Here is a 22,956-nt window from a genome sequence, read left to right on the forward strand (position 1 = left end):
TCCTCCTCGGACGGGGGCTGTCCGCGTTCAGTCCGCCTGGTCCCAGAAGGCGTCGGTCTCGTCGATGTCCTCGACGCACTCGTCGATGTCCGAGATCTTGCCGCCGATGATGGTGAAGAAGATCCCGCCTCTCATCTCGATGCCGCGGTCCCCGCGCTCGGCGAACCACTTGTGCGCCGCCATGACGTGACCGCGGCCGTCCGGGTAGACGCCCTCCAGCTCGACCCGCATCGAGCCGCCGGACAGCTCGAAGAGCTTCCGCTCGTCGGCGATGATGTTGTCCCGGCCCTTCACATGCCCGGAGACCTGGCTGTTGCCGGGCGTGTGCTTGACACAGTCCGCCGTCATCAGGGACCCGAGGGCCTCCATGTCTCCCTTGCTGAACGCTTCGTAGCCCCGCCGGACCAGGGCGGCGTCGGGGTGCATGCTCATACCGGCTCGACCCCTCTCGTACGTGTAGGTGTCCTCCCGGCCCTCCCCTCCCAGTCTCCGACTACCCTCGCCCCCATGCCACCGGCCAAGAAGCGCACCCGCAGCTACGACTCCGCCAAGACCCGGGCCGCCGTCCTCGCGCAGTTCCGGAACGTACGGGAGGCGGTGGCCGGGCTCACGCCCGAGCAACTGGATGGGCCGACCCGGCTGGGGGAGTGGACCGTACGGGAGTTGGCCGCGCACCTCACCATGGCCCTCGGCTCGCTCGCCCGGAAGCTCGGCGAGCCCGAGCCGGCGCGACAGGACCTGGCGTTGCTCGACTGGCCCGCGGTGACCGCGACGCAGGCCGCGACGATCGACGAGGACACCCGGGCGATCGGGACCGACGACCTGCCGGGCCTCTACGACCGGACGGCGGCCCTCTACGAGGAGCGGATCGCGGGCGCCTCGGACGACCGGCTCGTCCCGACCCGGTTCGGGGCGATGCGGCTGGCCGACTTCCTGGTGACCCGCACCGTCGAACTCGTCGTGCACACCGACGACCTGAACGCGGCGACCGGACTCGCTGTCCCGTACGACCGGCAGGCCCTGGCCGCCTGTACGCGCCTGCTCGCCGACGCGCTCGCCGTGAAGGCCCCCGGCGGCGCGGTCGAGGTGCGGGTCCCGCCGTTCGCCGTGGTCCAGTGCGTGCAGGGCCCGCGGCACACCCGGGGCACCCCGCCCAACGTCGTGGAGACGGACCCCCTCACCTGGATCCGTCTGGCCACCGGCCGCGTCGACTGGGCCGAGGCCCTGGCAGCGGCCCAGGTCAGCGCGAGCGGGGAGCGGGCCGACCTCTCGGGCCTGCTGCCGGTCCTGGGCTGACGGAACCGGACCTCCCGTCCGCCCGTCCCATCTCCATGCAGAAGCCGCGCACCACCGCAGCCACCGTCGCCGCCCTGGCCTCGCTCCTCGCCCTCGCCGCGTGCGGCACCCAGAAGGCGGGGACGGACCCGGGAGCCGACACGGTCGCCCCGGACGTGCCCGTCACCGGCGTCCACTGGGCCTTCGACAGCGTGACCGTCGCCGGGAAGAAGACGCGTGCCCCCGCCGGAGCCCATGTCGAGATCGAGAAGAACGGCCGCGCCAAGGGCAACAGCGGCTGCAACCAGTTCGGGGCCGCCGTCGCCGTCAAGGGCGACACCCTCACCGTGTCGCCGGCGGAGACCACGGAGATGGGCTGCCCCGCCGAGCTGCAGACCTTCGAGTCCACCCTGCACAAGGCGTTCTCCGGCACCCTCAAGGCGAAGCTGGACGGCGACCGGCTCACCCTCACCGCGCCCGACGGCAAGACCGTCCTCGCCCTGACCTCCGAGCCGGCCGCCCCCTTGAACGGCACCACCTGGAACGTCACCTCCCTGCTGTCCGGCGACACCGCCGCCTCCCCGCCCAAGGGCAGCGAGGGCAGGGCCCACTTCGTCATCGACAAGAACGGCAAGGTCAGCGGCAACCTGGGCTGCAACAACTTCTCCACCACCGCGAAGATCTCCGGCAGGACGATCGACTTCGGCGAGATCGCCACCACCCGCATGATGTGCACGGGCCCGCAGATGGCGCTGGAGACGGAGCTGTACAAGGTCTTCGGCGGTACGGCGACGTACGAGCTGCACCACCGCGCCCTCACCCTCTCCACCCCAGACGGCGAAGGGTTCGGGGCGACCGCGAAGCCCTAGGGGGCGTCGCGCGTGCGAGCTGCGTCACACCCGCAGGCCCCCGAGCCCTTTCCTACCGGCTAGTAGCGATCTTCGGGCCACCCCGCCGCCGGGCCCCTCGACCCGTCTCCCCCTTGGGCTCCGGGGCCCTGCGGCCGCCCCGGAGCGGGCCTGCGGATCAGCTCGTAGGATCACACCACTCGAAGGGGTCGCGAATTTCCCCACTTCGGACCAGTGGCAGACCTCGCCTACACTCGGAGACGTGCCACGTGGTGACGGTCGACTCAATCACGATCTGCTTCCCGGCGAGAAGGGCCCCCAGGACGCTTGCGGCGTCTTCGGTGTCTGGGCCCCGGGTGAAGAGGTCGCAAAGCTCACGTACTTCGGGCTCTACGCCCTCCAGCATCGGGGCCAGGAATCCGCGGGAATCGCGGTCAGCAACGGCTCCCAGATCCTCGTCTTCAAGGACATGGGGCTCGTGTCCCAGGTCTTCGACGAGACCTCTCTCGGTTCCCTCCAGGGTCATATCGCGGTCGGTCACGCCCGCTACTCGACCACCGGCGCCTCCGTGTGGGAGAACGCGCAGCCGACGTTCCGGGCGACGGCCAACGGCTCCATCGCGCTCGGCCACAACGGCAACCTGGTGAACACGGCGCAGCTCGCCGAGATGGTCGCCGACCTTCCCAAGAGGGAGGGCCGCGCCACTCAGGTCGCCGCCACCAACGACACCGACCTGGTCACCGCGCTCCTCGCGGGCCAGGCCGACGAGGACGGCAAGCCCCTCACCGTCGAGCAGGCGGCCGCCAAGGTCCTGCCCGAGGTCCGGGGCGCCTTCTCCCTCGTCTTCATGGACGAGCACACCCTCTACGCCGCCCGTGACCCGCAGGGCATCCGCCCGCTGGTCCTCGGCCGCCTGGAGCGCGGCTGGGTCGTCGCCTCCGAGTCCGCCGCTCTCGACATCTGCGGCGCCGCCTACGTCCGCGAGGTCGAGCCGGGCGAGATGATCGCGATCGACGAGAACGGCATCCGCACCTCTCGATTCGCGGAAGCGAAGCCCAAGGGCTGTGTCTTCGAGTACGTGTACCTGGCCCGTCCCGACACGGACATCGCCGGACGGAACGTCTACCTCTCCCGCGTGGAGATGGGCCGCCGCCTCGCCAAGGAGGCGCCGGTCGAGGCGGATCTCGTCATAGCGACGCCGGAATCCGGCACTCCGGCCGCCATCGGTTACGCGGAGGCCAGCGGTATCCCCTTCGGCGCCGGCCTGGTGAAGAACGCCTATGTGGGCCGCACCTTCATCCAGCCCTCCCAGACCATCCGCCAGCTGGGCATCCGGCTGAAGCTGAACCCCCTGAAGGAAGTCATCAAGGGGAAGAAGCTCGTGGTCGTCGACGACTCGATCGTCCGCGGCAACACCCAGCGCGCGCTCGTCCGGATGCTCCGAGAGGCGGGCGCCGCCGAGGTCCACATCCGGATCTCCTCCCCGCCGGTGAAGTGGCCGTGCTTCTTCGGCATCGACTTCGCGACCCGCGCGGAGCTGATCGCCAACGGCATGTCGGTCGAGGAGATCGGCACGTCGCTCGGCGCGGACTCCCTCTCGTACATCTCCCTCGACGGGATGATCGAGGCGACCACCATCCAGAAGCCAAACCTCTGCCGGGCCTGCTTCGACGGCGAGTACCCGATGGAGCTTCCGGACCCCGAACTGCTCGGGAAGCAGCTCCTGGAGACCGAGCTGGCCGCCGGCCCCGCCGCCACCGCGGCCGCCGACGCGCTGCGTCGCCCGTAAGACCCCGCTGCACACCCCGCAGTACGACACGAAAGTTCTTCAGCCACATGACTGAGACCACCGGTGCCAGCTACGCAGCCGCGGGCGTCGACATCGAAGCGGGCGACCGCGCCGTCGAGCTGATGAAGGAGTGGGTGAAGAAGACGCAGCGCGCCGAGGTCGCGGGCCTCGGCGGCCTCGGCGGTTTCGCCGGCCTCTTCGACGCCTCCGCCCTCAAGCGCTACGAGCGTCCGCTGCTCGCCTCCGCCACCGACGGTGTCGGCACGAAGGTGGACATCGCCCGCCGGCTCGGCGTGTACGACACGATCGGCCACGACCTGGTCGCGATGGTCATGGACGACATCGTCGTCTGCGGCGCCGAGCCGCTCTTCATGACCGACTACATCTGTGTCGGCAAGGTCCACCCCGAGCGGGTCGCCGCCATCGTCAAGGGCATCGCCGAGGGCTGCGTCCTGGCCGGGTGCGCCCTGGTCGGCGGCGAGACCGCCGAGCACCCCGGCCTGCTGGGCCCGGACGACTTCGACGTCGCCGGCGCCGGTACGGGCGTGGTCGAGGCGGACCGGCTGCTCGGACCGGATCGCATCCGTACGGGTGACGCCGTCATCGCGATCGCATCGTCCGGCCTTCACTCCAACGGGTACTCGCTCGTCCGCCACGTGCTCTTCGACCGCGCCGGCATGACCCTGGACCAGCGGGTCGACGAGCTGGGCCGGACCCTGGGCGAGGAGCTTCTGGAGCCGACCAGGATCTACTCCCTGGACTGCCTGGCCCTCACCCGGACGGCCGAGGTGCACGCCTTCAGCCACATCACCGGGGGCGGCCTCGCCGCGAATCTGGCCCGGGTCATCCCGGATGGGCTGCACGCCACGGTCGACCGTTCGACCTGGGCCCCCGGCGCGATCTTCGACCTGGTCGGCAGGGCCGGTCGGGTGGAGCGCCTGGAGCTGGAGAAGACCCTGAACATGGGCGTCGGCATGATGGCCGTCGTCCCGGCAGAGTCCGTGGAGGTGGCGCTGGCCACCCTGGAGGACCGCGGGGTCGAGGCATGGGTCGCCGGTGAGATCACCGAGCGCGGTGACCACACGGCGGGCGCGGAGCTGGTCGGCGACTACGCGAAGTAGGACCGTCCCGCACTGCGCGGTACGGACACGGGCGGCCCGGAGGCGACTCCGGGCCGCCCGTCCCGCTTCCCAGAGGGACCGCTTGCCGGAGCAGGGACGGCCTCCCGGGCCGGGCAGCACAGAAACCCGGTCCAGGTTTCCCCGGACCGGGTTTCCGCAGGAGCAGCGCTCTTGTTAAGAGGTCAAGCGCGACGCCGGGACGACGCATCGGGACCGGACTCGTCGTCCTCGTCCTCGTCGTCCGTGTTGTAGAGATCCGCGTACTGCGCGTACGGGTCGTCTTCCTCGTCGTCGTCCTCGAACGGCTCGCCATTCGGCGGCTGGCTCGAAGTCGAAGCGCCCAGCTCGCTGGCCAGACGCGACAGGTCAGTCCCGCCGCTGCTGTACTTCAGCTGGCGGGCGACCTTCGTCTGCTTGGCCTTTGCCCGGCCGCGCCCCATGGCTCGACCCCCTCGGTGACGGGGCTCGACGGCCCCAGAGTCTTGACACGCGTTCATGGTTCGGAACGGACTCTCCAGGGAGAGACCGGTCCGTAGGGCTTCAACGGTACCTGCTTCCGTGGCCATACGGTACGCCGCCCGCATCACATGCCTCGGTACAGAACCATAGAGGTGCCCTGTCCTCGCTGGTCAATCGCGATTTTAACCTCTTCTCGGGGGCCGACCCGCCGACCGGCGTGAGTCATGTCTCGCTCTGGATGAACGTCCAAAGAGCGGCCGGCGGGCCGGGCCTGTCAAGAATCAGCCGCGGCGCGCCTCCGCCATGCGCTGCTCGGCGATCCGGTCGGCGGCGGCGGCCGGCGGAATGCCGTCCTCCTTCGCGCGTGCGAATATCGCCAGCGTGGTGTCGAAGATCTTCGACGCCTTCGCCTTGCAGCGGTCGAAGTCGAAGCCGTTCAGCTCGTCGGCCACCTGGATCACGCCACCGGCGTTGACGACGTAGTCGGGCGCGTAGAGGATCCCGCGGTCCGAGAGGTCCTTCTCGACACCGGGGTGCGCGAGCTGGTTGTTGGCCGCGCCGCAGACGATCTTCGCGGTGAGGACGGGCACGGTGTCGTCGTTCAGGGCGCCGCCGAGCGCACAGGGGGCGTAGACGTCCAGGCCATCGACGCGGATCAGCGCGTCGGTGTCCGCGACGACCGTGACCTGCGGGAACTTGTCGGTGATCCGGCGGATCGACGCCTCGCGGACGTCCGTGATCACGACCTCGGCGCCGTCCTCCAGGAGGTGCTCGACGAGGTAGTGGCCGACCTTGCCGACGCCCGCGACGCCGACCTTGCGGCCGCGCAGGGTCGGGTCGCCCCACAGGCTCTGCGCGGACGCGCGCATGCCCTGGAAGACGCCGAAGGCGGTGAGGACCGAGGAGTCGCCGGCGCCGCCGTTCTCGGGGGAGCGGCCGGTGGTCCACCTGTTGGTGCGGGCCACGACGTCCATGTCGGCGACGTAGGTGCCGACGTCGCAGGCGGTGACGTACCGGCCGCCGAGGGAGGCCACCATGCGCCCGTAGGCGAGCAGCAGCTCCTCCGTCTTGATCTTCTCGGGGTCACCGATGATCACGGCCTTGCCGCCGCCGTGGTCGAGACCGGCCAGGGCGTTCTTGTACGACATCCCCCGGGAGAGGTTGAGCGCGTCGGCGACGGCCTCCGCCTCGGTGGCGTACGGGTAGAACCGGGTGCCGCCGAGGGCGGGGCCCAGGGCGGTGGAGTGGATGGCGATGACGGCCTTGAGGCCGGAGGCGCGGTCCTGACAGAGCACGACTTGCTCATGGCCCCCCTGCTCCGAGTGGAACAGGGTGTGCAGCACGTCAGCGGGGACGACAGGAACGCCGGTCACGTCGGTCACGGTGGTGACTCCCAGGTAAGAAGCGGCGATGGGTGGGTCCTCCTGCGGGTGGGGAGGACCGGTTCGGCAAGAGGGTAAGTCCTACGCGCGCGTAGATCGGCCCCAGTGCTGAGGATCACCCCCTCGCGGAGTACCTCCGTGGAAGGATTTGCGACATGTCGGTCGCTTCCTCGGTCCTCGTTCCGTACGCGTCCTATCTGCGGGTGTACGAGCCGCTGGCGGCGTTTCCCGAGCCGGAGCGGAGCCACTGGGCGCGGTACGCGCGCCGGGTGGACACGCCCACGGCGCAGGACGAGCTGCGCCGCTCGCTCGCGGACCTGGTGCCCACCCCGCCGGTCCCGGTGCCGGTCCACGAGAGCCGGGACGCCTTCGTCGCGTACGTGGACGGGGTGGTCGTGGTCTGTCCCTGGCTGACCCGGCTGAGGGGCTGGCTGGCGCTCCGGGAGCTGGCGGAGGGGTGGGAGCTGCCGGGGACGGTGTTGGACGCGATGGTGCCGCCGGTGGTGCGCGGACAGGTGGCGGCGGACCACGAGCGCTGGCTGGAGCGGAACCCGGACGCGCGGCCGTGGATCCGTACGGCGGTCTGGCAGGTGCCGGTGCGCTGGTTCACGCTCTTCGCGGACGAGGAGCGGGAGTACGTGCCGGGGGAGCCGGGGCCGGCGAGCGGGGCGGGCAAGCCGCCGGTCCTGCGTTACCGGACGCCGATGGTGCAGGCGCGGCGCCGGCTGGCGCGGGCGCTGCGGACGCTGCGCGAGTCGGCCGACGAGGGGCCGCTGACCGAGGGCCTGGTCGACGTGGGCCGGTGGCTGGAGGAGTTCCATCCGCGTTCGCTGGTGGAGCTGGACTACGGCGGTCTGGTGCACCTGGTGCCGGCGGAGCGGCTCGCGGACGACCGGTCGGCGGCCGATGTGGCCGAGGGGATCGCGGCGCTGCGGGACGGCGACGACGAGGGCGTGAGCGAGGCGTACGGGCGGCTCGCGGAGCGGTGGCGGGTGATCCGGAACCTGCGGTTCGCCAATTGATCATCGACAAGACACGTCCGCCTGATGTAAATGATCTTTAAGCACGGTGAGTGCGGGGACGTAGGTCCCGATCCGGGCCTTTGGCTCAAGCGTGACGGACGGCACTTACCGTGCCCTTGCGCCCATCACCCACCCTCGTGCCAAAATAGGACAAGGAGTCCGGGGAGGGTTCCTTCCGTCCAAGTATGGGCGGAACGCTCAGCATTGCACTCTATGGGGGGTCTGAGGACTCCTGATCGCTCTGTGACTGATCGTCACAGTGGCGTGACTGTCCGTTATGGCATGGTCCATCGACTTCCGCCGCTGATGAACACCTGCGAGGGCAATTCCATCGGTTTGGCCGACGTGGCTGGACGGATGGTGTAGTTGTAGTGCCGAGGACAAGCCGTTCGTCCTATAACCGACTCGGCCCGCGTCTGCCATTTCGGGCAACGCGGGTCAAGGTGCAGAATTTAGAGGATAGAACCGAGAAGGTTCGGTTCTCCCGAGGAGGCCGCTCATGACCGCTCGCACCCCTGATGCCGAGCCGCTGCTGACCCCCGCCGAGGTTGCCACGATGTTCCGTGTCGACCCGAAGACGGTGACCCGTTGGGCGAAGGCCGGCAAGCTCACGTCCATCCGCACGCTGGGTGGACACCGCCGGTACCGCGAGGCTGAGGTCCGCGCTCTGCTGGCGGGTATTCCGCAGCAGCGCAGCGAGGCCTGAGGTACGCGCAACACCCCGCTTCACCGGGCATTTCCGGGTCCCCCAACCTGGATCGCCCACCCCTTGCTCTGCCGACCGGCGCCTGCCCCAACAGGCTCTTGGTCACTGATCGCGCTGGACTCCGCCGGGTCCAGCGCGATCTTTTTTATGCCCGGGGCTGGAGGTTCTGGGGTGGTGCAATTGCACATATTAAATCGGGTGGGTGTAGGGAGGGTGTAAGCGAAGGGGTTCCAGAAACTCGTTCGGTGACACCCGTCACACGTTCGAGGTCTTGCCAAGGAATAGCCTGCCACTCCCTGAGGAGCGCTCAACCCGCCCTCGGTCCTGGGCCGGTGGGACTTTCGTCCTCGGCGTTCGACGCCGGCTCCTGGCCGTCGTGGCCGTCGTGGTCGTCGTGGTCGTCCAGGACGTCCGGGGCGTCCATGGCGAGCCGCAGGAGGCGATGGCAGACGGGGCAGTGGCGCGTGACGTGTCCGTAGCGGGACGCGGCCGCCAGATGGGCGCGCAGCAGCGCGCGTGTCTCATGTCTCGACTCACGTGCTGCGGACGCCGCGGCCATGCGCGCCACCTCCGGTGTGGGCCCCCGATTCCCCCCTGATGTCCGGGGTACCCGCGGGCACGTGACTCCGTCAAGACGCGGGACACGGCTTCGCCGTCCGCGTGCGGGCGTACGACGAAGGCCCGCACCTTGCGGTGCGGGCCTTCATTCACGCGGTCCTGACGGGATTTGAACCCGCGGCCTCCACCTTGACAGGGTGGCGAGCACTCCAAACTGCTCCACAGGACCTTGCTCGCAGCTCCGTACTGCTTGGGCTGCGAGAGAGACTGTACAGCAGGTCAGAGGGTCAGGTCGAACCCGCGCCCGGCGAGGGTCCCGCTACGGCGCCGCGGCGTCGATCGCCTTCACGATCCGCTTGTCCGAGACGGGGTACGCCGTGCCCAGCGCGTGCGCGAAGTAGCTGACCCGGAGCTCCTCGATCATCCAGCGGATGTCGGTGACCTCCTTGGGCACCGGACGCCCCTTCGGGAGCTGTTCGAGCAGCCACGCGTACTCGTCCAGCATCTCCTGGACCTTCTCCATGCGCGTGGTGTCCCGCTGGACCCCCGTCGGCATCTGCTGGAGCCGCCGGTCCACCGCCACCAGATAGCGCATCAGGTCCGGCAGCCGCCGCAGGCCCGTCTTCGTGACGAAGCCCGCCGGCACCAGCCACGCCAGCTGCTCGCGCACGTCCGCCAGGTTGCTGATCAGCGCCAGGCTGTTCGTGGCCTTCAGCCGCCGCTCGCAGGCCTGCCAGGCCGCCAGGATCTGCTGGACCTGGTCCACGGTCCGTACCGTCGTGTCGACGAGGTCCGCGCGGACCTTGTCGTACAGCTTCCGGAAGGACTCCTCGTCCCAGACCGGACCGCCGTGGTCCGCGATCAGCTTGTCCGCCGCCGCGGTCGCGCAGTCGTCGAAGAGCGCCTGGATCGAGCCGTGCGGGTTCCGGGACAGCGCCAGCTTCTGCTGGTTGGTGAGCTTGTCGGAGGCGAACTTCGCCGGGTTCACCGGAATGTTCAGCAGGATCAGCTTCCGCGTCCCCCGCCACATCGCCTGCTCCTGCTCCGCCTCCGTGTCGAAGAGGCGTACGGAGACGGTCTCGCCCGCGTCCACGAGCGCCGGGTAGGCCTTGACCGGCTGGCCGGCCCGGCGGGTCTCGAAGACCTTGGTGAGGGTGCCGATCGTCCACTCGGTGAGCCCTGTGCGCTCCAGGGACTGCCCCGAGCCGTCGGGACCCGCCGTGGCCGCCGCGGCGGCCTTGGAGAGGGCCTGGCGGGCCTTGGGGCGCAGCTGGAGCTTGAGGGCCTCCAGGTCCTTGCTCTCGGCAAGCTTCCGGCGCCGCTCGTCGACGATCCGGAAGGTGATCTTCAGGTGGTCGGGGACGCGGCCGAGGTCGAAGTCCTCCGCCGTGACGGGGACGCCCACCATCCGCTGCAGCTCGCGCGCGAGGGTGACCGGCAGCGGCTCCTGGCGGGGCACGGCACTGTCCAGGAAGCGGGCGGCGAAGTCGGGCGCGGGGACGTAGTTGCGGCGGATCGGTTTGGGGAGGGACCGGATCAGCTCCGTGACGACCTCTTCCCGCAGACCCGGGATCTGCCAGTCGAAGCCCTCGTCCGTGACCTGGTTGAGGACGTGGAGCGGGATGTGCACCGTGACACCGTCCGCGTCCGCGCCCGGCTCGAACTGGTACGTCACCCGGAACTTCAGCGGCCCCTGCCGCCAGGAGTCCGGATAGTCGTCCTTGGTGACCCCGGCGGCCTTCTCGTTGATGAGCATCTCGCGCTCGAAGTCGAGGAACTCCGGTTCCTCGCGGCGCTTCTGCTTCCACCAGGAGTCGAAGTGCGCGCCGGACACGACGTGTTCGGGCACCCGCCGGTCGTAGAAGTCGAACAGCGTCTCGTCGTCGACGAGGATGTCCCGGCGCCGGGCGCGGTGCTCCAACTCCTCGACCTCGGTGAGGAGTCTGCGGTTGTCGGCGAAGAACTTGTGGTGCGTGCGCCAGTCGCCCTCGACGAGGGCGTTGCGGATGAACAGGTCGCGGGAGGTCTCGGGGTCGATCCTCCCGTAGTTCACCTTGCGGTCGGTGACGATCGGCACGCCGTAGAGCGTGACCTTCTCGATCGCCATGACCGCCGCCTGGTCCTTCTCCCAGTGCGGTTCGCTGTACGTCTTCTTGATCAGGTGCTGGGCGAGCGGCTCGATCCACTCCGGCTCGATCTTCGCGTTGACCCGGGCCCACAGCCGTGAGGTCTCCACCAGCTCGGCGGACATGATGAACCGCGGGGGCTTCTTGAAGAGCGCCGAGCCGGGGAAGACCGCGAACTTGGCGCCGCGAGCGCCCAGATACTCGTTCTTGGCGCCTTCCTTGACGTCCTTCATGCCGATGTGGCTCAGGAGGCCGGCGAGGAGCGAGACGTGGACGGACTGCTCGGGCGCGTCCTCGTCGTTGACGTGGATGCCCATCTGCTTGGCGACCGTGCGCAGCTGCGCGTAGATGTCCTGCCACTCGCGGATGCGCAGGAAGTTGAGGTACTCCTGCTTGCACATCCGGCGGAAGGAGGACGAGCCGCGCTCCTTCTGCTGCTCGCGGATGTAGCGCCAGAGGTTGAGGAAGGCGAGGAAGTCGCTCGTCTCGTCCTTGAAGCGGGCGTGCTGCTGGTCGGCCTGGGTCTGCTTCTCGGCCGGGCGCTCGCGCGGGTCCTGGATGGAGAGCGCGGCCGCGATCACCATGACCTCGCGTACGCAGCCGTTCCGCTCCGCCTCCAGGACCATCCGGGCCAGGCGCGGGTCGACGGGCAGCTGGGAGAGCTTCCGGCCCTGCTGGGTCAGCCGCTTCTTCGGGTCCTTCTCGGCCGGGTCGATCGCCCCGAGCTCCTGGAGGAGCTGGACGCCGTCGCGGATGTTGCGGTGGTCCGGCGGGTCGATGAAGGGGAACTTCTCGATCTCGCCGAGTCCGGCCGCGGTCATCTGGAGGATGACGGAGGCCAGGTTCGTACGGAGGATCTCGGCGTCCGTGAACTCGGGCCGGGAGAGGAAGTCGTCCTCGGAGTAGAGCCGGATGCAGATGCCGTCGGACGTACGGCCGCAGCGGCCCTTGCGCTGGTTGGCGCTGGCCTGCGAGACGGGCTCGATCGGCAGCCGCTGGACCTTGGTGCGGTGGGAGTAGCGGGAGATACGGGCGGTGCCCGGATCGATCACGTACTTGATGCCGGGGACGGTCAGGGAGGTCTCGGCCACGTTGGTGGCGAGCACGATCCGGCGGCCGGTGTGCGCCTGGAAGACGCGGTGCTGCTCGGCGTGGGAGAGGCGGGCGTAGAGGGGGAGGACCTCGGTGTTCCGCAGCTGCTTCTTGATCAGCGCGTCCGCCGTGTCGCGGATCTCGCGCTCGCCGGAGAGGAAGACGAGGATGTCGCCCGGCCCCTCGGCCTGGAGCTCGTCGACGGCGTCGCAGATGGCGGTGATCTGGTCGCGGTCGGACTCCGCTGCGTCCTCGGGGCCTTCTTCGAGCAGGGGGCGGTAGCGGACCTCGACCGGGTACGTCCGTCCGCTGACCTCGACGATCGGCGCGTCGCCGAAGTGGCGGGAGAAGCGCTCGGGGTCGATGGTCGCGGAGGTGATCACGACCTTGAGGTCGGGGCGCTTGGGCAGCAGCTGGGCCAGATAGCCGAGCAGGAAGTCGATGTTGAGGGACCGCTCGTGGGCCTCGTCGATGATGATCGTGTCGTAGGCGCGCAGCTCGCGGTCCGTCTGGATCTCGGCGAGCAGGATGCCGTCCGTCATCAGCTTCACGAAGGTCGCGTCGGGGTTCACCTGGTCGGTGAAGCGGACCTTCCAGCCGACCGCCTCGCCGAGAGGGGTCTTCAGTTCCTCCGCGACCCGCTCGGCCACCGTGCGCGCGGCGATCCTGCGGGGCTGGGTGTGGCCGATCATGCCCCGGACGCCCCGGCCCAGTTCCAGACAGATCTTGGGGATCTGGGTCGTCTTTCCGGAACCCGTCTCACCGGCGACGATCACGACCTGGTGGTCACGTATCGCCTCCAGGATCGCGTCCTTCTTCTGCGAGACGGGCAGCTGCTCGGGGTACGTGACCGCGGGCACGCGGGCGGCACGCCCGTCGACGCGCTCCTTGGCCTTGCCGGCCTCGGCGGCGATCTCGTCCAGGACGGCCTCACGGGCCTCGGGCTTGCGGATGCGGCGGGCGCCCTCGAGACGGCGGCCGAGCCGGTGGGCGTCCCGCAGCGAGACCTCGGCCAGGACGGACTGGAGGGCGGCGAAGGAAGTAGACATACGGAGTCCAGGATCGCACCTGCGGCCGAGAACCGGCGAACCGATTTACCGGGCCCCCCGCCCGCGGCCCGTACCATTTCGGGCAGTCCACCCGAGAGGCTTCCCGATGTCCCGCACCCTTCGCGCGCCGGCGGCGTTCGCCGCCGTCGTGGGTGTGCTGCTCGGGCTGCTGGTCTGCGGCACGACCCCGGCCGTGGGGTCCCCCGCGGTGGCGAGCACCGCGGTGGTCGTGGACGCCGGAGCCCCGTCCCCGGGGTGCGACCAGGGACACGCGGCCGACGGAGCCGCCCGGCCCGCGACCCCGCCCCGCCCGAACGGGTTCGGCGAGCTGCTGCCCGTGCTCGCGGCCGAGCGGCCGGCCGACGGGGCCTGGGGCGGGGACCAGGACATACGGGACCTGCTGCCGGGTCCGGAGCCGCCGGAGCTCGTACCGCCGTCACCGATGGAGCTGTCGATCCTGCGCGTGTAGAGGGCGGGCCGCTGTCGCCGTCCGTCCTCTTCCTCCCTGTTCAGGAGCGTTTTTCCATGCCCAAGTCCAAGGCTCAGGCCACGTCCGGTGCTGCTGCCACGTCCAAGGCCCCGGCCACGTCCAAGGCTCAGGCCAGGTCCAAGGGCGCGGCCACGTCCGCGTCCCGGTCCACGACCAGGCCGGTCGTGATCGTGGCCGGTGTGGCGGTCGCCGCCGCGCTGCTCGGTCTCGTCTCGTACACCGCGACCAAGCCCTCGGCCGGCGGTTCGGCCGGTTCGTCCTCGGCGGCCGAGGTCGCCGCCGACCCGTCCGCCGGCGTCTACCCGGAGCTGGAGGCGTACGCCCGCCGCGACGCCTCCGACAAGCTGGCACTCGGGCGGGCCGACGCGCCGGTCGTCCTGATCGAGTACGCCGACTTCAAGTGCGGCTACTGCGGGAAGTTCGCCCGCGACACCGAGCCCGAGCTGGTGAAGAGGTACGTCGACAACGGCACCCTTCGCATCGAGTGGCGGAACTTCCCGATCTTCGGTGAGGAGTCGGAAGCGGCGGCCCGCGCCTCGTGGGCGGCGGGGCAGCAGGGCAGGTTCTGGGAGTTCCACCGGGCCGCGTACGCCGAGGGGGCCAAGGAGAAGGGCTTCGGCAAGGACCGGCTCGCCGCCCTGGCGCGGGAGGCGGGCGTCGCGGACCTGGCGAGGTTCACCCGGGACGCGGACAGCGAGGCCGCGCGGGCGGCGGTGAGCAAGGACCAGGAGCAGGCGTACTCCCTGGGCGCCACCTCGACGCCGTCGTTCCTGATCAACGGCCGGCCGATCGCGGGCGCGCAGCCGATGGAGGCGTTCACGCAGGCGATCGACGCGGCGGCGAAGACGGCGAAGGCGGCGAAGACGGCGAAGGGTCCGCAGCCGGCTGAGCCGGCTGAGCCGGAGAAGACGGGGCAGCCGGAGAAGACGGGTCCGTCGGCTTCGGGCGGCCCGCGGTGAGCGCGGACATCGGCTATCTGGCCGCCCTCCTCGGCGGCCTCCTCGCCCTGCTGAGCCCGTGCAGCGCCCTGCTGCTCCCGGCGTTCTTCGCGTACTCGATCGACTCGACGAGCCGGCTGCTGGCCCGTACGGGCGTCTTCTACGCGGGTCTGGCCACCACCCTCGTCCCGCTCGGCGCGGCCGGATCCTTCGCCGGACGGCTGTTCTACGGCCACCGGGACCTGCTGGTGGCCCTCGGCGGCTGGCTGATCATCGTTCTCGGTGTGCTCCAGATCCTGGGGATGGGCTTCGCCTCCCGCCGTATCGCGGAGGTCAGCGGCCGGATCCGCCCCACGACGGCGGTCTCCGTCTACGCCCTGGGCCTGGTCTACGGGCTGGCCGGGTTCTGCGCGGGCCCGATCCTCGGCAGTGTGCTGACGGTGGCGGCGCTGAGCGGCAGCCCGGCGTACGGCGGGCTGCTGCTCGCGGTGTACGCGCTGGGGATGGCGGTGCCGCTGTTCCTGCTGGCGCTGCTCTGGGAGCGGTACGAGCTGGGCCGGCGGCGCTGGTTGCGCGGCCGGCCGCTCCGGGTCGGCCGCTTCGAGCCGCACTCGACCTCGCTGCTGTCGGGCCTCTTCTTCGTGCTCCTCGGGACGCTCTTCCTGGTGTTCGACGGCACGACCGCCCTGCCGGGGCTGCTGTCGGTGGACGACTCGTTCGCGGTGGAGGAGCGGGTGGCGGCGGTGGGCCGCGCGGTGCCGGACTGGGCGCTGCTGGTGGCGCTGGTCGCGGTCGTGGGGCTGGTGCTCGCGCTCCGCGGACGGCGCGTGAGGCGGCGCCAGGAGGGGTGAGGGGCGGGGGCGCCCGGCTCTGCGGGGCGGGGCGCCCCAGCGCGTACGGGTGGTGCTCGCGTACGGGCGTAGGGGTGGACGCATACGAAAAAGGCCCCGTTCTTTCGAACGGGGCCTTCTCTTTGTGGCTGGGGCCGGGGTCGAACCGGCGACCTATCGCTTTTCAGGCGATCGCTCGTACCAACTGAGCTACCCAGCCACGAGATCATTTCTGACCTCAGCGATCCTGACGGGACTTGAACCCGCGACCTCCACCTTGACAGGGTGGCGAGCTAACCAACTGCTCCACAGGACCTTGCGATGTGCGAGAACCAGTCTCGCACAGGATCTAGCGTGCCCCCAACGGGATTCGAACCCGTGCTACCGCCTTGAAAGGGCGGCGTCCTGGGCCACTAGACGATGAGGGCTAGAGGCTCACCTGCGCGCTTCGCAGCGCGTCGGGGACGTGAGAAGCATATGGGATGCCGGCGGCTATCGCCAAAACGGTTTCCCGTGGGGCGACAATGGGCGGGTGCTGGAGATGACGCGCGAGGAGTTCGAGGAGCTTGTCGCCGAGGCCCTGGACCGGATCCCGCCGGAGCTGACGCGGCTGATGGACAACGTCGCGGTGTTCGTGGAGGAGGAACCCTCTCCGGACGACCCCGAGCTGCTCGGGCTCTACGAGGGGACCCCGCTGACGGACCGCGGTGAGTGGTACGCCGGGGTGTTGCCGGACCGGATCACGATCTACCGGGGGCCGACGCTGCGGATGTGCGAGTCGCGCGAGGACGTGGTGGCGGAGACCGAGATCACGGTCGTGCACGAGATCGCCCACCACTTCGGTATCGACGACGAGCGGCTGCACGCGCTGGGCTACGGCTGACGAAGCCGCACGGGCGCGGGGTGCGGCCGACGGGCCGACTCCCCCGCTTCGTACGGCCGGGGCGGCCGGGGTGTGCGTGGGGGCGTGCCGCTTCGTACGGCCGGGGCGGCCGCGGGCGTGTCCCTTGTGGTGCCAAGGGAGTTGGGCAGCGAGACGCGTTCCCTTCGCGTTCCCGTTTCCACCCCATGTCTCCTGGAGGTGCCCTCCGTGCGCCATTTGCCCACCCGCGTGAGATGGGCCGCCACCGCGCTGGCGGTCGCCGCCTGTGCCGGTCTGAGCGGCTGTATGAGTGTGAGTGACGAGGGTGCGAAGCCCGCACCCGGCAAGTCCGCGGGGAAGCAGGGCGTGGCGGCCGAGGTCGAGGGCGGTGCCGGGGGCCCGGGCGGGCACGGCGGGGCGGGGCGCGAGGGGGCCGGAGAGGGCGGACCGGACGCGGACGGAGCCGGCGAGGAGTCACCGGTCCCCAGTGGATCGCCCTCGGCCTCCGGGAAGCCTCCGGCGGGCGCGCCGGCGGGACCGGGCGGCAAGCCGAAGCCGCCGGCCGAGCCCGGTGGGGCGGGCGGGTCCGGTGGGGCCGGCGCGCCGAGTGCGCCGACCGAGGAGACCACGCCCCCGGCGGAGCCGTCGCCGCCTCCGGCGCAGGAGCCCTCCGCCACCCCGGACCCCACTCCGGAGCCGACCGCGGAGCCGTCCGATCAGCCGACCTCGACGCCCGGCGCGGACACCCACATGGGCGCCATGAGGGCGGCCGACGCGCCCGGCGGACAGTCCGAACCGGAGGCATCGCCGCAGGTCGCGCCGGTGTGACGGAGGCCGGTTTGCAATGAGGCGGGGAGGGTGCGTATGGTTATAGATCGTTTGATCCCATTGCCCGGCGCCGAAACAGAAGAGCGCCGTGTGGCGCGTACTCTCCCTAGCCGTGGCTGACCGCATTGAGGCGGTCGATTTGCGAATTCACGGAGTTGACGGGCGCGTGCCGAGACTCCGGAAGGTTTCGCATTTCGCATGTCCATTTTCAGTCCTGACCACGCCGTCCTGCCCGAGCACGACGAGATCGTCGAGGCCGTAGCGGCCGCCGTCGACGAGGCCGCCGCCGAGGAGACCGCCGAGGCGGCCGAGTCCTCGGAGCCGACGATCACCTTCGCCGACCTGGGCCTGCCCGAGGGCGTCGTGCGCAAGCTCGCGCAGAACGGTGTGACCAGCCCCTTCCCGATCCAGGCCGCGACCATCCCGGACGCCCTGGCCGGCAAGGACATCCTCGGCCGCGGCCGTACCGGCTCCGGCAAGACCCTCTCCTTCGGTCTGCCGGCGCTGGCGCAGCTGGCCGGCGGCCACACCGAGAAGAAGAAGCCCCGCGCGGTCATCCTCACCCCGACCCGCGAGCTCGCGATGCAGGTCGCGGACGCCCTCCAGCCGTACGGTGACGTGCTCGGCCTGAAGATCAAGGTCGTCTGCGGCGGTACGTCGATGGGCAACCAGATCTACGCCCTCGAGCGCGGGGTCGACGTCCTCGTCGCCACCCCGGGCCGTCTGCGCGACATCATCAACCGTGGCGCCTGCTCCCTGGCGAACGTCCAGGTCGCGGTCCTCGACGAGGCCGACCAGATGTCGGACCTGGGCTTCCTGCCCGAGGTCACCGAGCTGTTCGACCAGATCCCCGAGGGCGGCCAGCGCATGCTCTTCTCCGCCACCATGGAGAACGAGATCGGCACGCTGGTCAAGCGCTACCTGAAGAACCCGGTCAGCCACGAGGTCGACAGCGCCCAGGGCAACGTCTCGACCATGACGCACCACGTCCTCGTCGTGAAGCCGAAGGACAAGGCGCCGGTCACGGCCGCGATCGCCGCCCGCAAGGGCCGCACGATCATCTTCGTCCGCACCCAGCTGGGTGCCGACCGCATCGCCGAGCAGCTCATCGACTCCGGCGTGAAGGCCGACGCGCTGCACGGCGGCATGACGCAGGGCGCCCGTACCCGGGTCCTCGAGGACTTCAAGAAGGGTTACGTCAACGCGCTCGTCGCGACCGACGTCGCCGCCCGCGGCATCCACGTCGACGGCATCGACCTGGTCCTGAACGTGGACCCGGCCGGTGACCACAAGGACTACCTGCACCGCTCGGGCCGTACCGCGCGGGCCGGCAAGTCCGGTGTCGTGGTCTCCCTGTCGCTGCCGCACCAGCGCCGCCAGATCTTCCGGCTGATGGAGGACGCGGGCGTCGACGCCACGCGCCACATCGTGCAGGGCGTCGGCGCGTTCGACCCCGAGGTCGCCGAGATCACCGGTGCGCGTTCGCTCACCGAGGTCCAGGCCGACTCCGCGAACAACGCGGCCAAGCAGGCCGAGCGTGAGGTCGCCGAGCTCACCAAGCAGCTGGAGCGCCTGACCCGCCGGGCCGCCGAGCTCCGCGAGGAGGCCGACCGTCTGGTCGCCCGTTCCGCGCGCGAGCGGGGCGAGGACCCGGAGGCCGCGGTCGCCGAGGTGACCGAGGCCGCCGAGGCCGAGGTCGCGGCGGTGACGGCCGCTCAGGTGGCCGAGGAGCTCCGCGAGGAGCGTCGTGAGGAGCGCCCGGCGTTCCGCGACGAGCGGGGCAACTACGAGCGCCGTGACCGTGGTGGCGACCGTGGTGGCGACCGCGGTGGTTTCCGTCGGGACAACGACCGTCCGTCCGGTGGTTTCCGCCGTGACGACCGTCGTGACAACGACCGTCCGTCGGGTGGTTTCCGCCGCGACGACCGTCCGTCCTCGGGTGGCTTCCGTCGGGACAACGACCGTCCGTCCTCCGGTGGCTTCCGCCGCGACGACCGTCCCTCGGGCGGCTTCAACCGCGACGACCGTGGTGACCGTGGCGGCGACCGTGGTGGGTTCCGTCGGGACAACGACCGTCCGTCCGGTGGTTTCCGCCGCGACGACCGTCGTGACAACGACCGTCCGTCGGGTGGTTTCCGCCGCGACGACCGTCCGTCCTCCGGTGGCTTCCGTCGGGACAACGACCGTCCGTCCTCCAGTGGCTTCAACCGCGACGACCGTGGCGGCCGTTCCTTCGACCGTCGTGACGACCGCCCCTCGGGCGGCCACCGCGGCAGCGACCGTCCGTTCAACCGCGACCGTCGCGACGACCGCCCCGCCGGCGGCTTCCGCTCGGGCGGCGACCGCCCGTACGTCCGTCGTGACGACCACCGTGGCACCGGCCCCAACACCGGCACGAACACCGGCTCCTTCGGGCGCCGTGACGACAAGCCGCGCTGGAAGCGCAACGGCTGATTGAGCCGAGGCCGAAGGCCCGCATCACACCTCACCGGTGTGGTGCGGGCCTTCGTCGTTGCGAACGCGCCCGGCTGCGTCCCACCGACCTGACGGTCGCCGGGGCGCCGGCGGGGCTGACCAGCCCCCCTCGTCGTGGCCCCGCACGCTGACGCACAAGGCCACGGGCGCCCATCGCCCGTACCCTGTCCGGCGGAGAGGCGCACGGTCTGGTCACCGCCGCCCGGGACGGCAAGGACGACAGCGGGAAGCCGGTCACGAACGGCGCGTCGGTCGATCTGATCGCGGACATCGCGGGCCACTGCACCAGCTGACCCCGGGTCCTGGCGGGCACCCGCGTGCGCCAGGACCCGCCACTGCCGATACCCGATCGGCTGCGGGGCCTGATCCGGCTATGCTGCGGGGGTGCCCTTGTGCCGAGGGCCGTTAGCTCAATTGGCAGAGCAGCGGACTTTTAATCCGTTGGTTGTGGGTTCGAGTCCCACACGGCCTACCGATCGGCCCCAGGTCAGAGACTCTCCGACCTGGGGCCGAACTCGTTTCAATGCAGTTGAAGACCGCTAGCTCAGCCGATGCTCAGCCGAGATGCGCACGAAAGTGCCCCGCTCGGTCAGGGGGACGGACCTGGCCGAGCGGGGCAGAGGACCTCGCGGACGTCCGGCGTCGCGCCAGCGGTGAGGAGCCCGTCCCAGGACCGTGCGCGCACCGGGTCCGCCGCCCTGAGCCGCCCCCGCTCTTCGTCGTGTGCGGCGGCCGTTGTCAGTGGGTTGCGCGAGGATCGCAGTGGGTCCGTGCCGGCGGGGTCGGGCCTCAGGAGGGGTGGTCATGGCCGAGGTGTTGTTGTTCCATCACGCGCAGGGGCTGACGGACGGTGTGCGCGGCTTCGCCGAAGAGGTGGGGCGGGGTGGGCATGTGGTGCATGTGCCCGATCTGTACGAGGGGCGGACGTTCGACCGGCTTGAGGACGGCGCCGGGTACGCCCAGCAGGTCGGCTTCGGGACGATCGTCGAGCGCGGGGTGCGGGCCGCCGAGGGGCTGCCCCCGGGGCTGGTGTACGCCGGGTTCTCGCTCGGGGTGCTGCCCGCCCAGAAACTGGCGCAGACGCGGCCCGGTGCGGCCGGAGCCCTGTTGGTCAGCGCGTGCGTGCCCCCCGGTGAGTTCGGTACGGCCTGGCCGGCCGGCGTTCCCGTACAGGTCCATGGAATGGACGCGGACGAGTTCTTCGCCGGTGAGGGCGATCTCGACGCCGCCCGCGCCCTCGTGGCGGATGCCGAGGACGCGGAACTGTTCCTCTACCCGGGCGACCGGCATCTGTTCGCCGACAGCGGCCTGCCGTCCTACGACGAGGCGGCGACCGGGCTGCTCGTCGAGCGGGTCCTCGCCTTCCTGGAGAAGCACGGCTAGTCACCGCCCACGCCGAGCCGTTCCAGCCGCTCGCGGGTCGGCGGATTGAGCGATGTGCCGGACGCGGCCCGGGGCGCGGAGTCGTCCGATGGGTGAGATCCACGCCGCGCCCCGGCGAACTCGCCGTTTTCCCCTGCCGATTCCCGCCGTCACCGGGAATTGCCACTTCAGCGCGCCGATCCGCGACCGTAGATTTTCACGCATGACGACAACGACGCAGGTCAATTCGGTACTCCGCACCCCGCCGGCCTCGCCCGCCGCCGCGGCCGCCTATTTCGCCGCGGCGCTCGCCTTCCATGCCGACGTGTCCGACGTCGCCGCCGCCCTCGCCGCCGGCGGGGACCCCGGCTTCGTGGTTCTCGACTCGCGCTCCACCGCCTCCTGGGACCAGGGCCGCATCCCCGGCGCGATCCACCTGCCGACCGCCCTCGTACCCGAGCAGGCCGAGCGGCTGCTCGACAAGTCCGTCCCGGTGGTCACGTACTGCTGGGGGCCCGGCTGCAACGGCGCCGCCCGCGCCGCGCTCGCCCTCGCCCAGCTCGGCTACCAGGTCAAGGAGATGCTCGGCGGCTTCGAGTACTGGGTGCGCGAGGGCTTCGCGTACGAGACGTGGGAGGGCGCCGGGAAGAAGGACGCGGACCCGTTGACGGCCCCCGTCGACGCCGAGGACTGCGGCTGCTGAGGAAACGGATTTCCGAATCGGCTGCCCATGCCGTAAGGTCATATTCACCGACGCGGGGTGGAGCAGCTCGGTAGCTCGCTGGGCTCATAACCCAGAGGTCGCAGGTTCAAATCCTGTCCCCGCTACTCAGTAGCAACGAAGGCCCGGATCCATTCACTGGATCCGGGCCTTCGTCGTGTCCCGGCGCGGCATTTTTCGCCGCTTGACCTTGACGCGACGTCAAGATTTAGCGTTTCCGGCATGGAGTGGTCCATTCAGGAGATCGCCAGGAAGGCTGGCACCACCAGCCGCACGCTGAGGCACTACGGCGAGCGCGGACTGCTGGAGCCCAGCCGGATCGGCGCCAACGGTTACCGGTACTACGACCAGGCGGCACTCGTGCGGTTGCAGCGCGTCCTGCTGCTGCGCGAGCTCGGGCTCTCGCTGTCCGCCATCGCCGAGGTCCTCGAAGGTCAGCGCGACACGTCCGCCGCCCTGCGGACCCATCTCGCCCTGCTGGAGCAGGAGCGGGAGCGCATCGGCCGGCAGATCGAGTCGGTGCGGACCACTCTCCACAAGACCGAGAAGGGAGAAGAGCTCATGGCCGAGGAAGTGTTCGACGGGTTCGACCACACGCGGTACGAGGCGGAGGTCACCGAGCGCTGGGGCCGGAAGGCGTACGAGAAGGGCGACCGCTGGTGGCGCTCGCTCGGCGCCGAGGAGAAGCGGGCGTTCATGGACCGGCAGGCCGGCATCGCCCGTGAGTTCGGTCGGGCGGCGCGGGACGGCCTGGCCGCCGGCAGCGACGAGGTCCAGGCGATCACGCGACGCCACGTCGAGTGGCTGTCGACCACCACGACCCCGTCGAAGGAGTACGTGATCGGCCTCGGCCGGCTGTACGTCGACGACCCGCGTTTCACCGCCAACTACGACCAGCACGGCGAGGGCACGGCGATCCTCGTCCGGGACGCGATGGAGGTCTACGCGGAGCGCAACCTGTGACGGAAGCTCCTGGAGTAAACGGTGGCCAAAACCGCGCCTGTCCTTTTGCCCAGGGGCGAG

The 22,956-nt window shown here is 70.5% G+C and carries 20 protein-coding genes and 6 tRNA genes; 17 read left to right on the forward strand and 9 right to left on the reverse strand.

Annotation, left to right across the window (positions count from 1 at the left end; translation table 11 throughout):
- Positions 1–27: 27 nt before the first annotated feature.
- A complete protein-coding gene (locus tag ACWDX6_RS20120) occupies positions 28–432 on the reverse strand; it encodes a nuclear transport factor 2 family protein (RefSeq protein WP_451486249.1) in 405 nt (134 codons plus the stop codon).
- Between the two features lie 75 nt (positions 433–507).
- On the opposite strand from ACWDX6_RS20120, the gene ACWDX6_RS20125 reads away from it, so the two are divergent.
- The 4 genes from ACWDX6_RS20125 (at position 508) to purM (ending at position 5,033) form a co-directional block, all read left to right on the forward strand.
- The gene (locus ACWDX6_RS20125) at positions 508–1,296 is read left to right on the forward strand and encodes a sterol carrier family protein (RefSeq protein WP_451486250.1); all 789 of its coding nucleotides are present in this window, start codon (positions 508–510) and stop codon (positions 1,294–1,296) included.
- A 35-nt stretch (positions 1,297–1,331) separates the two neighbouring features.
- On the forward strand, positions 1,332–2,144 hold the full coding sequence (locus tag ACWDX6_RS20130; RefSeq protein ID WP_451486251.1) for an META domain-containing protein: 813 nt from the start codon (positions 1,332–1,334) through the stop codon (positions 2,142–2,144).
- Between the two features lie 241 nt (positions 2,145–2,385).
- Complete coding sequence (gene purF, locus ACWDX6_RS20135) at positions 2,386–3,912, forward strand: amidophosphoribosyltransferase (protein ID WP_451486252.1); 1,527 nt, start codon at positions 2,386–2,388, stop codon at positions 3,910–3,912.
- A gap of 47 nt (positions 3,913–3,959) precedes the next feature.
- The gene (purM, locus tag ACWDX6_RS20140) at positions 3,960–5,033 is read left to right on the forward strand and encodes a phosphoribosylformylglycinamidine cyclo-ligase (protein WP_451486253.1); all 1,074 of its coding nucleotides are present in this window, start codon (positions 3,960–3,962) and stop codon (positions 5,031–5,033) included.
- Between the two features lie 182 nt (positions 5,034–5,215).
- Here purM and ACWDX6_RS20145 read toward each other — a convergent pair whose 3' ends face one another.
- Both ACWDX6_RS20145 and ACWDX6_RS20150 read right to left on the reverse strand, forming a co-directional pair.
- Positions 5,216–5,473, reverse strand: a complete 258-nt coding sequence (locus ACWDX6_RS20145; protein WP_451486254.1) for a DUF3073 domain-containing protein — start codon at positions 5,471–5,473, stop codon at positions 5,216–5,218.
- Between the two features lie 300 nt (positions 5,474–5,773).
- A complete protein-coding gene (locus tag ACWDX6_RS20150; RefSeq protein WP_451486255.1) occupies positions 5,774–6,874 on the reverse strand; it encodes a Leu/Phe/Val dehydrogenase in 1,101 nt (366 codons plus the stop codon).
- A gap of 155 nt (positions 6,875–7,029) precedes the next feature.
- Between ACWDX6_RS20150 and ACWDX6_RS20155 the strand changes: the two genes are divergently transcribed.
- Together ACWDX6_RS20155 and bldC are read left to right on the forward strand one after the other, a co-directional pair.
- Positions 7,030–7,896: a hypothetical protein gene (locus ACWDX6_RS20155; RefSeq protein ID WP_451486256.1), complete on the forward strand. Its 867-nt coding sequence runs from the start codon at positions 7,030–7,032 to the stop codon at positions 7,894–7,896.
- Between the two features lie 499 nt (positions 7,897–8,395).
- Entirely contained in the window at positions 8,396–8,602 is a 207-nt protein-coding gene (gene bldC, locus ACWDX6_RS20160; protein WP_003949541.1) for a developmental transcriptional regulator BldC, read from the forward strand.
- Between the two features lie 307 nt (positions 8,603–8,909).
- Here the strand turns inward: bldC and ACWDX6_RS20165 are convergent, their stop codons facing one another.
- The 3 genes from ACWDX6_RS20165 to hrpA all read right to left on the reverse strand — a co-directional run bounded on the left by ACWDX6_RS20165 (position 8,910) and on the right by hrpA (position 13,427).
- Positions 8,910–9,161 carry a DUF6274 family protein gene (locus ACWDX6_RS20165; protein ID WP_451486257.1) on the reverse strand — a complete coding sequence of 84 codons (252 nt, stop codon included), beginning with the start codon at positions 9,159–9,161 and terminating at the stop codon, positions 8,910–8,912.
- Positions 9,162–9,314: 153 nt separating this feature from the next.
- Positions 9,315–9,389: transfer RNA gene (locus tag ACWDX6_RS20170), tRNA-Asp, on the reverse strand.
- Positions 9,390–9,479: 90 nt separating this feature from the next.
- On the reverse strand, positions 9,480–13,427 hold the full coding sequence (gene hrpA, locus ACWDX6_RS20175; protein WP_451486258.1) for an ATP-dependent RNA helicase HrpA: 3,948 nt from the start codon (positions 13,425–13,427) through the stop codon (positions 9,480–9,482).
- 106 nt (positions 13,428–13,533) lie between these two features.
- On the opposite strand from hrpA, the gene ACWDX6_RS20180 reads away from it, so the two are divergent.
- Genes ACWDX6_RS20180 through ACWDX6_RS20190 form a run of 3 tightly spaced genes read left to right on the forward strand, consistent with a single transcriptional unit; the run spans position 13,534 to position 15,706 of the window.
- Positions 13,534–13,896, forward strand: a complete 363-nt coding sequence (locus ACWDX6_RS20180) for a hypothetical protein (protein ID WP_451486259.1) — start codon at positions 13,534–13,536, stop codon at positions 13,894–13,896.
- Positions 13,897–13,952: 56 nt separating this feature from the next.
- On the forward strand, positions 13,953–14,876 hold the full coding sequence (locus ACWDX6_RS20185) for a DsbA family protein (RefSeq protein WP_451486260.1): 924 nt from the start codon (positions 13,953–13,955) through the stop codon (positions 14,874–14,876).
- Entirely contained in the window at positions 14,873–15,706 is an 834-nt protein-coding gene (locus ACWDX6_RS20190; RefSeq protein ID WP_451486261.1) for a cytochrome c biogenesis CcdA family protein, read from the forward strand. The genes ACWDX6_RS20185 and ACWDX6_RS20190 overlap by 4 nt, the downstream gene beginning before the upstream one ends.
- A 125-nt stretch (positions 15,707–15,831) precedes the next feature.
- Here ACWDX6_RS20190 and ACWDX6_RS20195 read toward each other — a convergent pair.
- From ACWDX6_RS20195 to ACWDX6_RS20205, 3 genes are all read right to left on the reverse strand, one after another.
- Positions 15,832–15,905: transfer RNA gene (locus ACWDX6_RS20195), tRNA-Phe, on the reverse strand.
- Between the two features lie 22 nt (positions 15,906–15,927).
- Positions 15,928–16,001 (reverse strand) — tRNA-Asp (locus ACWDX6_RS20200).
- Between the two features lie 39 nt (positions 16,002–16,040).
- Positions 16,041–16,113, reverse strand: a tRNA-Glu gene (locus ACWDX6_RS20205).
- Between the two features lie 104 nt (positions 16,114–16,217).
- Between ACWDX6_RS20205 and ACWDX6_RS20210 the strand changes: the two genes are divergently transcribed.
- The 8 genes from ACWDX6_RS20210 (at position 16,218) to ACWDX6_RS20245 (ending at position 22,896) form a co-directional block, all read left to right on the forward strand.
- The gene (locus ACWDX6_RS20210) at positions 16,218–16,568 is read left to right on the forward strand and encodes a metallopeptidase family protein (protein WP_403292464.1); all 351 of its coding nucleotides are present in this window, start codon (positions 16,218–16,220) and stop codon (positions 16,566–16,568) included.
- A 207-nt stretch (positions 16,569–16,775) separates the two neighbouring features.
- Positions 16,776–17,375, forward strand: a complete 600-nt coding sequence (locus ACWDX6_RS20215; protein ID WP_451486262.1) for a hypothetical protein — start codon at positions 16,776–16,778, stop codon at positions 17,373–17,375.
- Positions 17,376–17,573: 198 nt separating this feature from the next.
- Positions 17,574–19,829 carry a DEAD/DEAH box helicase gene (locus ACWDX6_RS20220; protein ID WP_451486263.1) on the forward strand — a complete coding sequence of 752 codons (2,256 nt, stop codon included), beginning with the start codon at positions 17,574–17,576 and terminating at the stop codon, positions 19,827–19,829.
- Between the two features lie 420 nt (positions 19,830–20,249).
- Positions 20,250–20,322, forward strand: a tRNA-Lys gene (locus ACWDX6_RS20225).
- A gap of 332 nt (positions 20,323–20,654) precedes the next feature.
- Positions 20,655–21,233: a dienelactone hydrolase family protein gene (locus tag ACWDX6_RS20230; protein ID WP_451486264.1), complete on the forward strand. Its 579-nt coding sequence runs from the start codon at positions 20,655–20,657 to the stop codon at positions 21,231–21,233.
- Positions 21,234–21,435: 202 nt separating this feature from the next.
- Positions 21,436–21,915, forward strand: coding sequence for a rhodanese-like domain-containing protein (locus ACWDX6_RS20235; protein WP_451486265.1), 480 nt, complete (start codon positions 21,436–21,438; stop codon positions 21,913–21,915).
- Positions 21,916–21,966: 51 nt separating this feature from the next.
- Positions 21,967–22,040 (forward strand) — tRNA-Met (locus ACWDX6_RS20240).
- A 115-nt stretch (positions 22,041–22,155) separates the two neighbouring features.
- On the forward strand, positions 22,156–22,896 hold the full coding sequence (locus ACWDX6_RS20245; protein WP_451486266.1) for a MerR family transcriptional regulator: 741 nt from the start codon (positions 22,156–22,158) through the stop codon (positions 22,894–22,896).
- Positions 22,897–22,956 lie beyond the last annotated feature (60 nt).

Source organism: Streptomyces sp. NPDC003027, from assembly GCF_053591435.1.

What these genes read in the sequence shown, in the direction of transcription:
- hrpA (WP_451486258.1), bottom strand. Translation starts at nt 13,427, where the DNA reads ATGTCTACTTCCTTCGCCGCCCTCCAGTCCGTCCTGGCCGAGGTCTCG.
- ACWDX6_RS20220 (WP_451486263.1), top strand. Translation starts at nt 17,574, where the DNA reads ATGTCCATTTTCAGTCCTGACCACGCCGTCCTGCCCGAGCACGACGAG.
- ACWDX6_RS20230 (WP_451486264.1), top strand. Translation starts at nt 20,655, where the DNA reads ATGGCCGAGGTGTTGTTGTTCCATCACGCGCAGGGGCTGACGGACGGT.
- ACWDX6_RS20120 (WP_451486249.1), bottom strand. Translation starts at nt 432, where the DNA reads ATGAGCATGCACCCCGACGCCGCCCTGGTCCGGCGGGGCTACGAAGCG.
- purM (WP_451486253.1), top strand. Translation starts at nt 3,960, where the DNA reads ATGACTGAGACCACCGGTGCCAGCTACGCAGCCGCGGGCGTCGACATC.
- ACWDX6_RS20245 (WP_451486266.1), top strand. Translation starts at nt 22,156, where the DNA reads ATGGAGTGGTCCATTCAGGAGATCGCCAGGAAGGCTGGCACCACCAGC.
- ACWDX6_RS20235 (WP_451486265.1), top strand. Translation starts at nt 21,436, where the DNA reads ATGACGACAACGACGCAGGTCAATTCGGTACTCCGCACCCCGCCGGCC.
- ACWDX6_RS20165 (WP_451486257.1), bottom strand. Translation starts at nt 9,161, where the DNA reads ATGGCCGCGGCGTCCGCAGCACGTGAGTCGAGACATGAGACACGCGCG.
- ACWDX6_RS20130 (WP_451486251.1), top strand. Translation starts at nt 1,332, where the DNA reads ATGCAGAAGCCGCGCACCACCGCAGCCACCGTCGCCGCCCTGGCCTCG.
- bldC (WP_003949541.1), top strand. Translation starts at nt 8,396, where the DNA reads ATGACCGCTCGCACCCCTGATGCCGAGCCGCTGCTGACCCCCGCCGAG.
- ACWDX6_RS20145 (WP_451486254.1), bottom strand. Translation starts at nt 5,473, where the DNA reads ATGGGGCGCGGCCGGGCAAAGGCCAAGCAGACGAAGGTCGCCCGCCAG.
- ACWDX6_RS20125 (WP_451486250.1), top strand. Translation starts at nt 508, where the DNA reads ATGCCACCGGCCAAGAAGCGCACCCGCAGCTACGACTCCGCCAAGACC.
- ACWDX6_RS20180 (WP_451486259.1), top strand. Translation starts at nt 13,534, where the DNA reads ATGTCCCGCACCCTTCGCGCGCCGGCGGCGTTCGCCGCCGTCGTGGGT.
- ACWDX6_RS20155 (WP_451486256.1), top strand. Translation starts at nt 7,030, where the DNA reads ATGTCGGTCGCTTCCTCGGTCCTCGTTCCGTACGCGTCCTATCTGCGG.
- ACWDX6_RS20185 (WP_451486260.1), top strand. Translation starts at nt 13,953, where the DNA reads ATGCCCAAGTCCAAGGCTCAGGCCACGTCCGGTGCTGCTGCCACGTCC.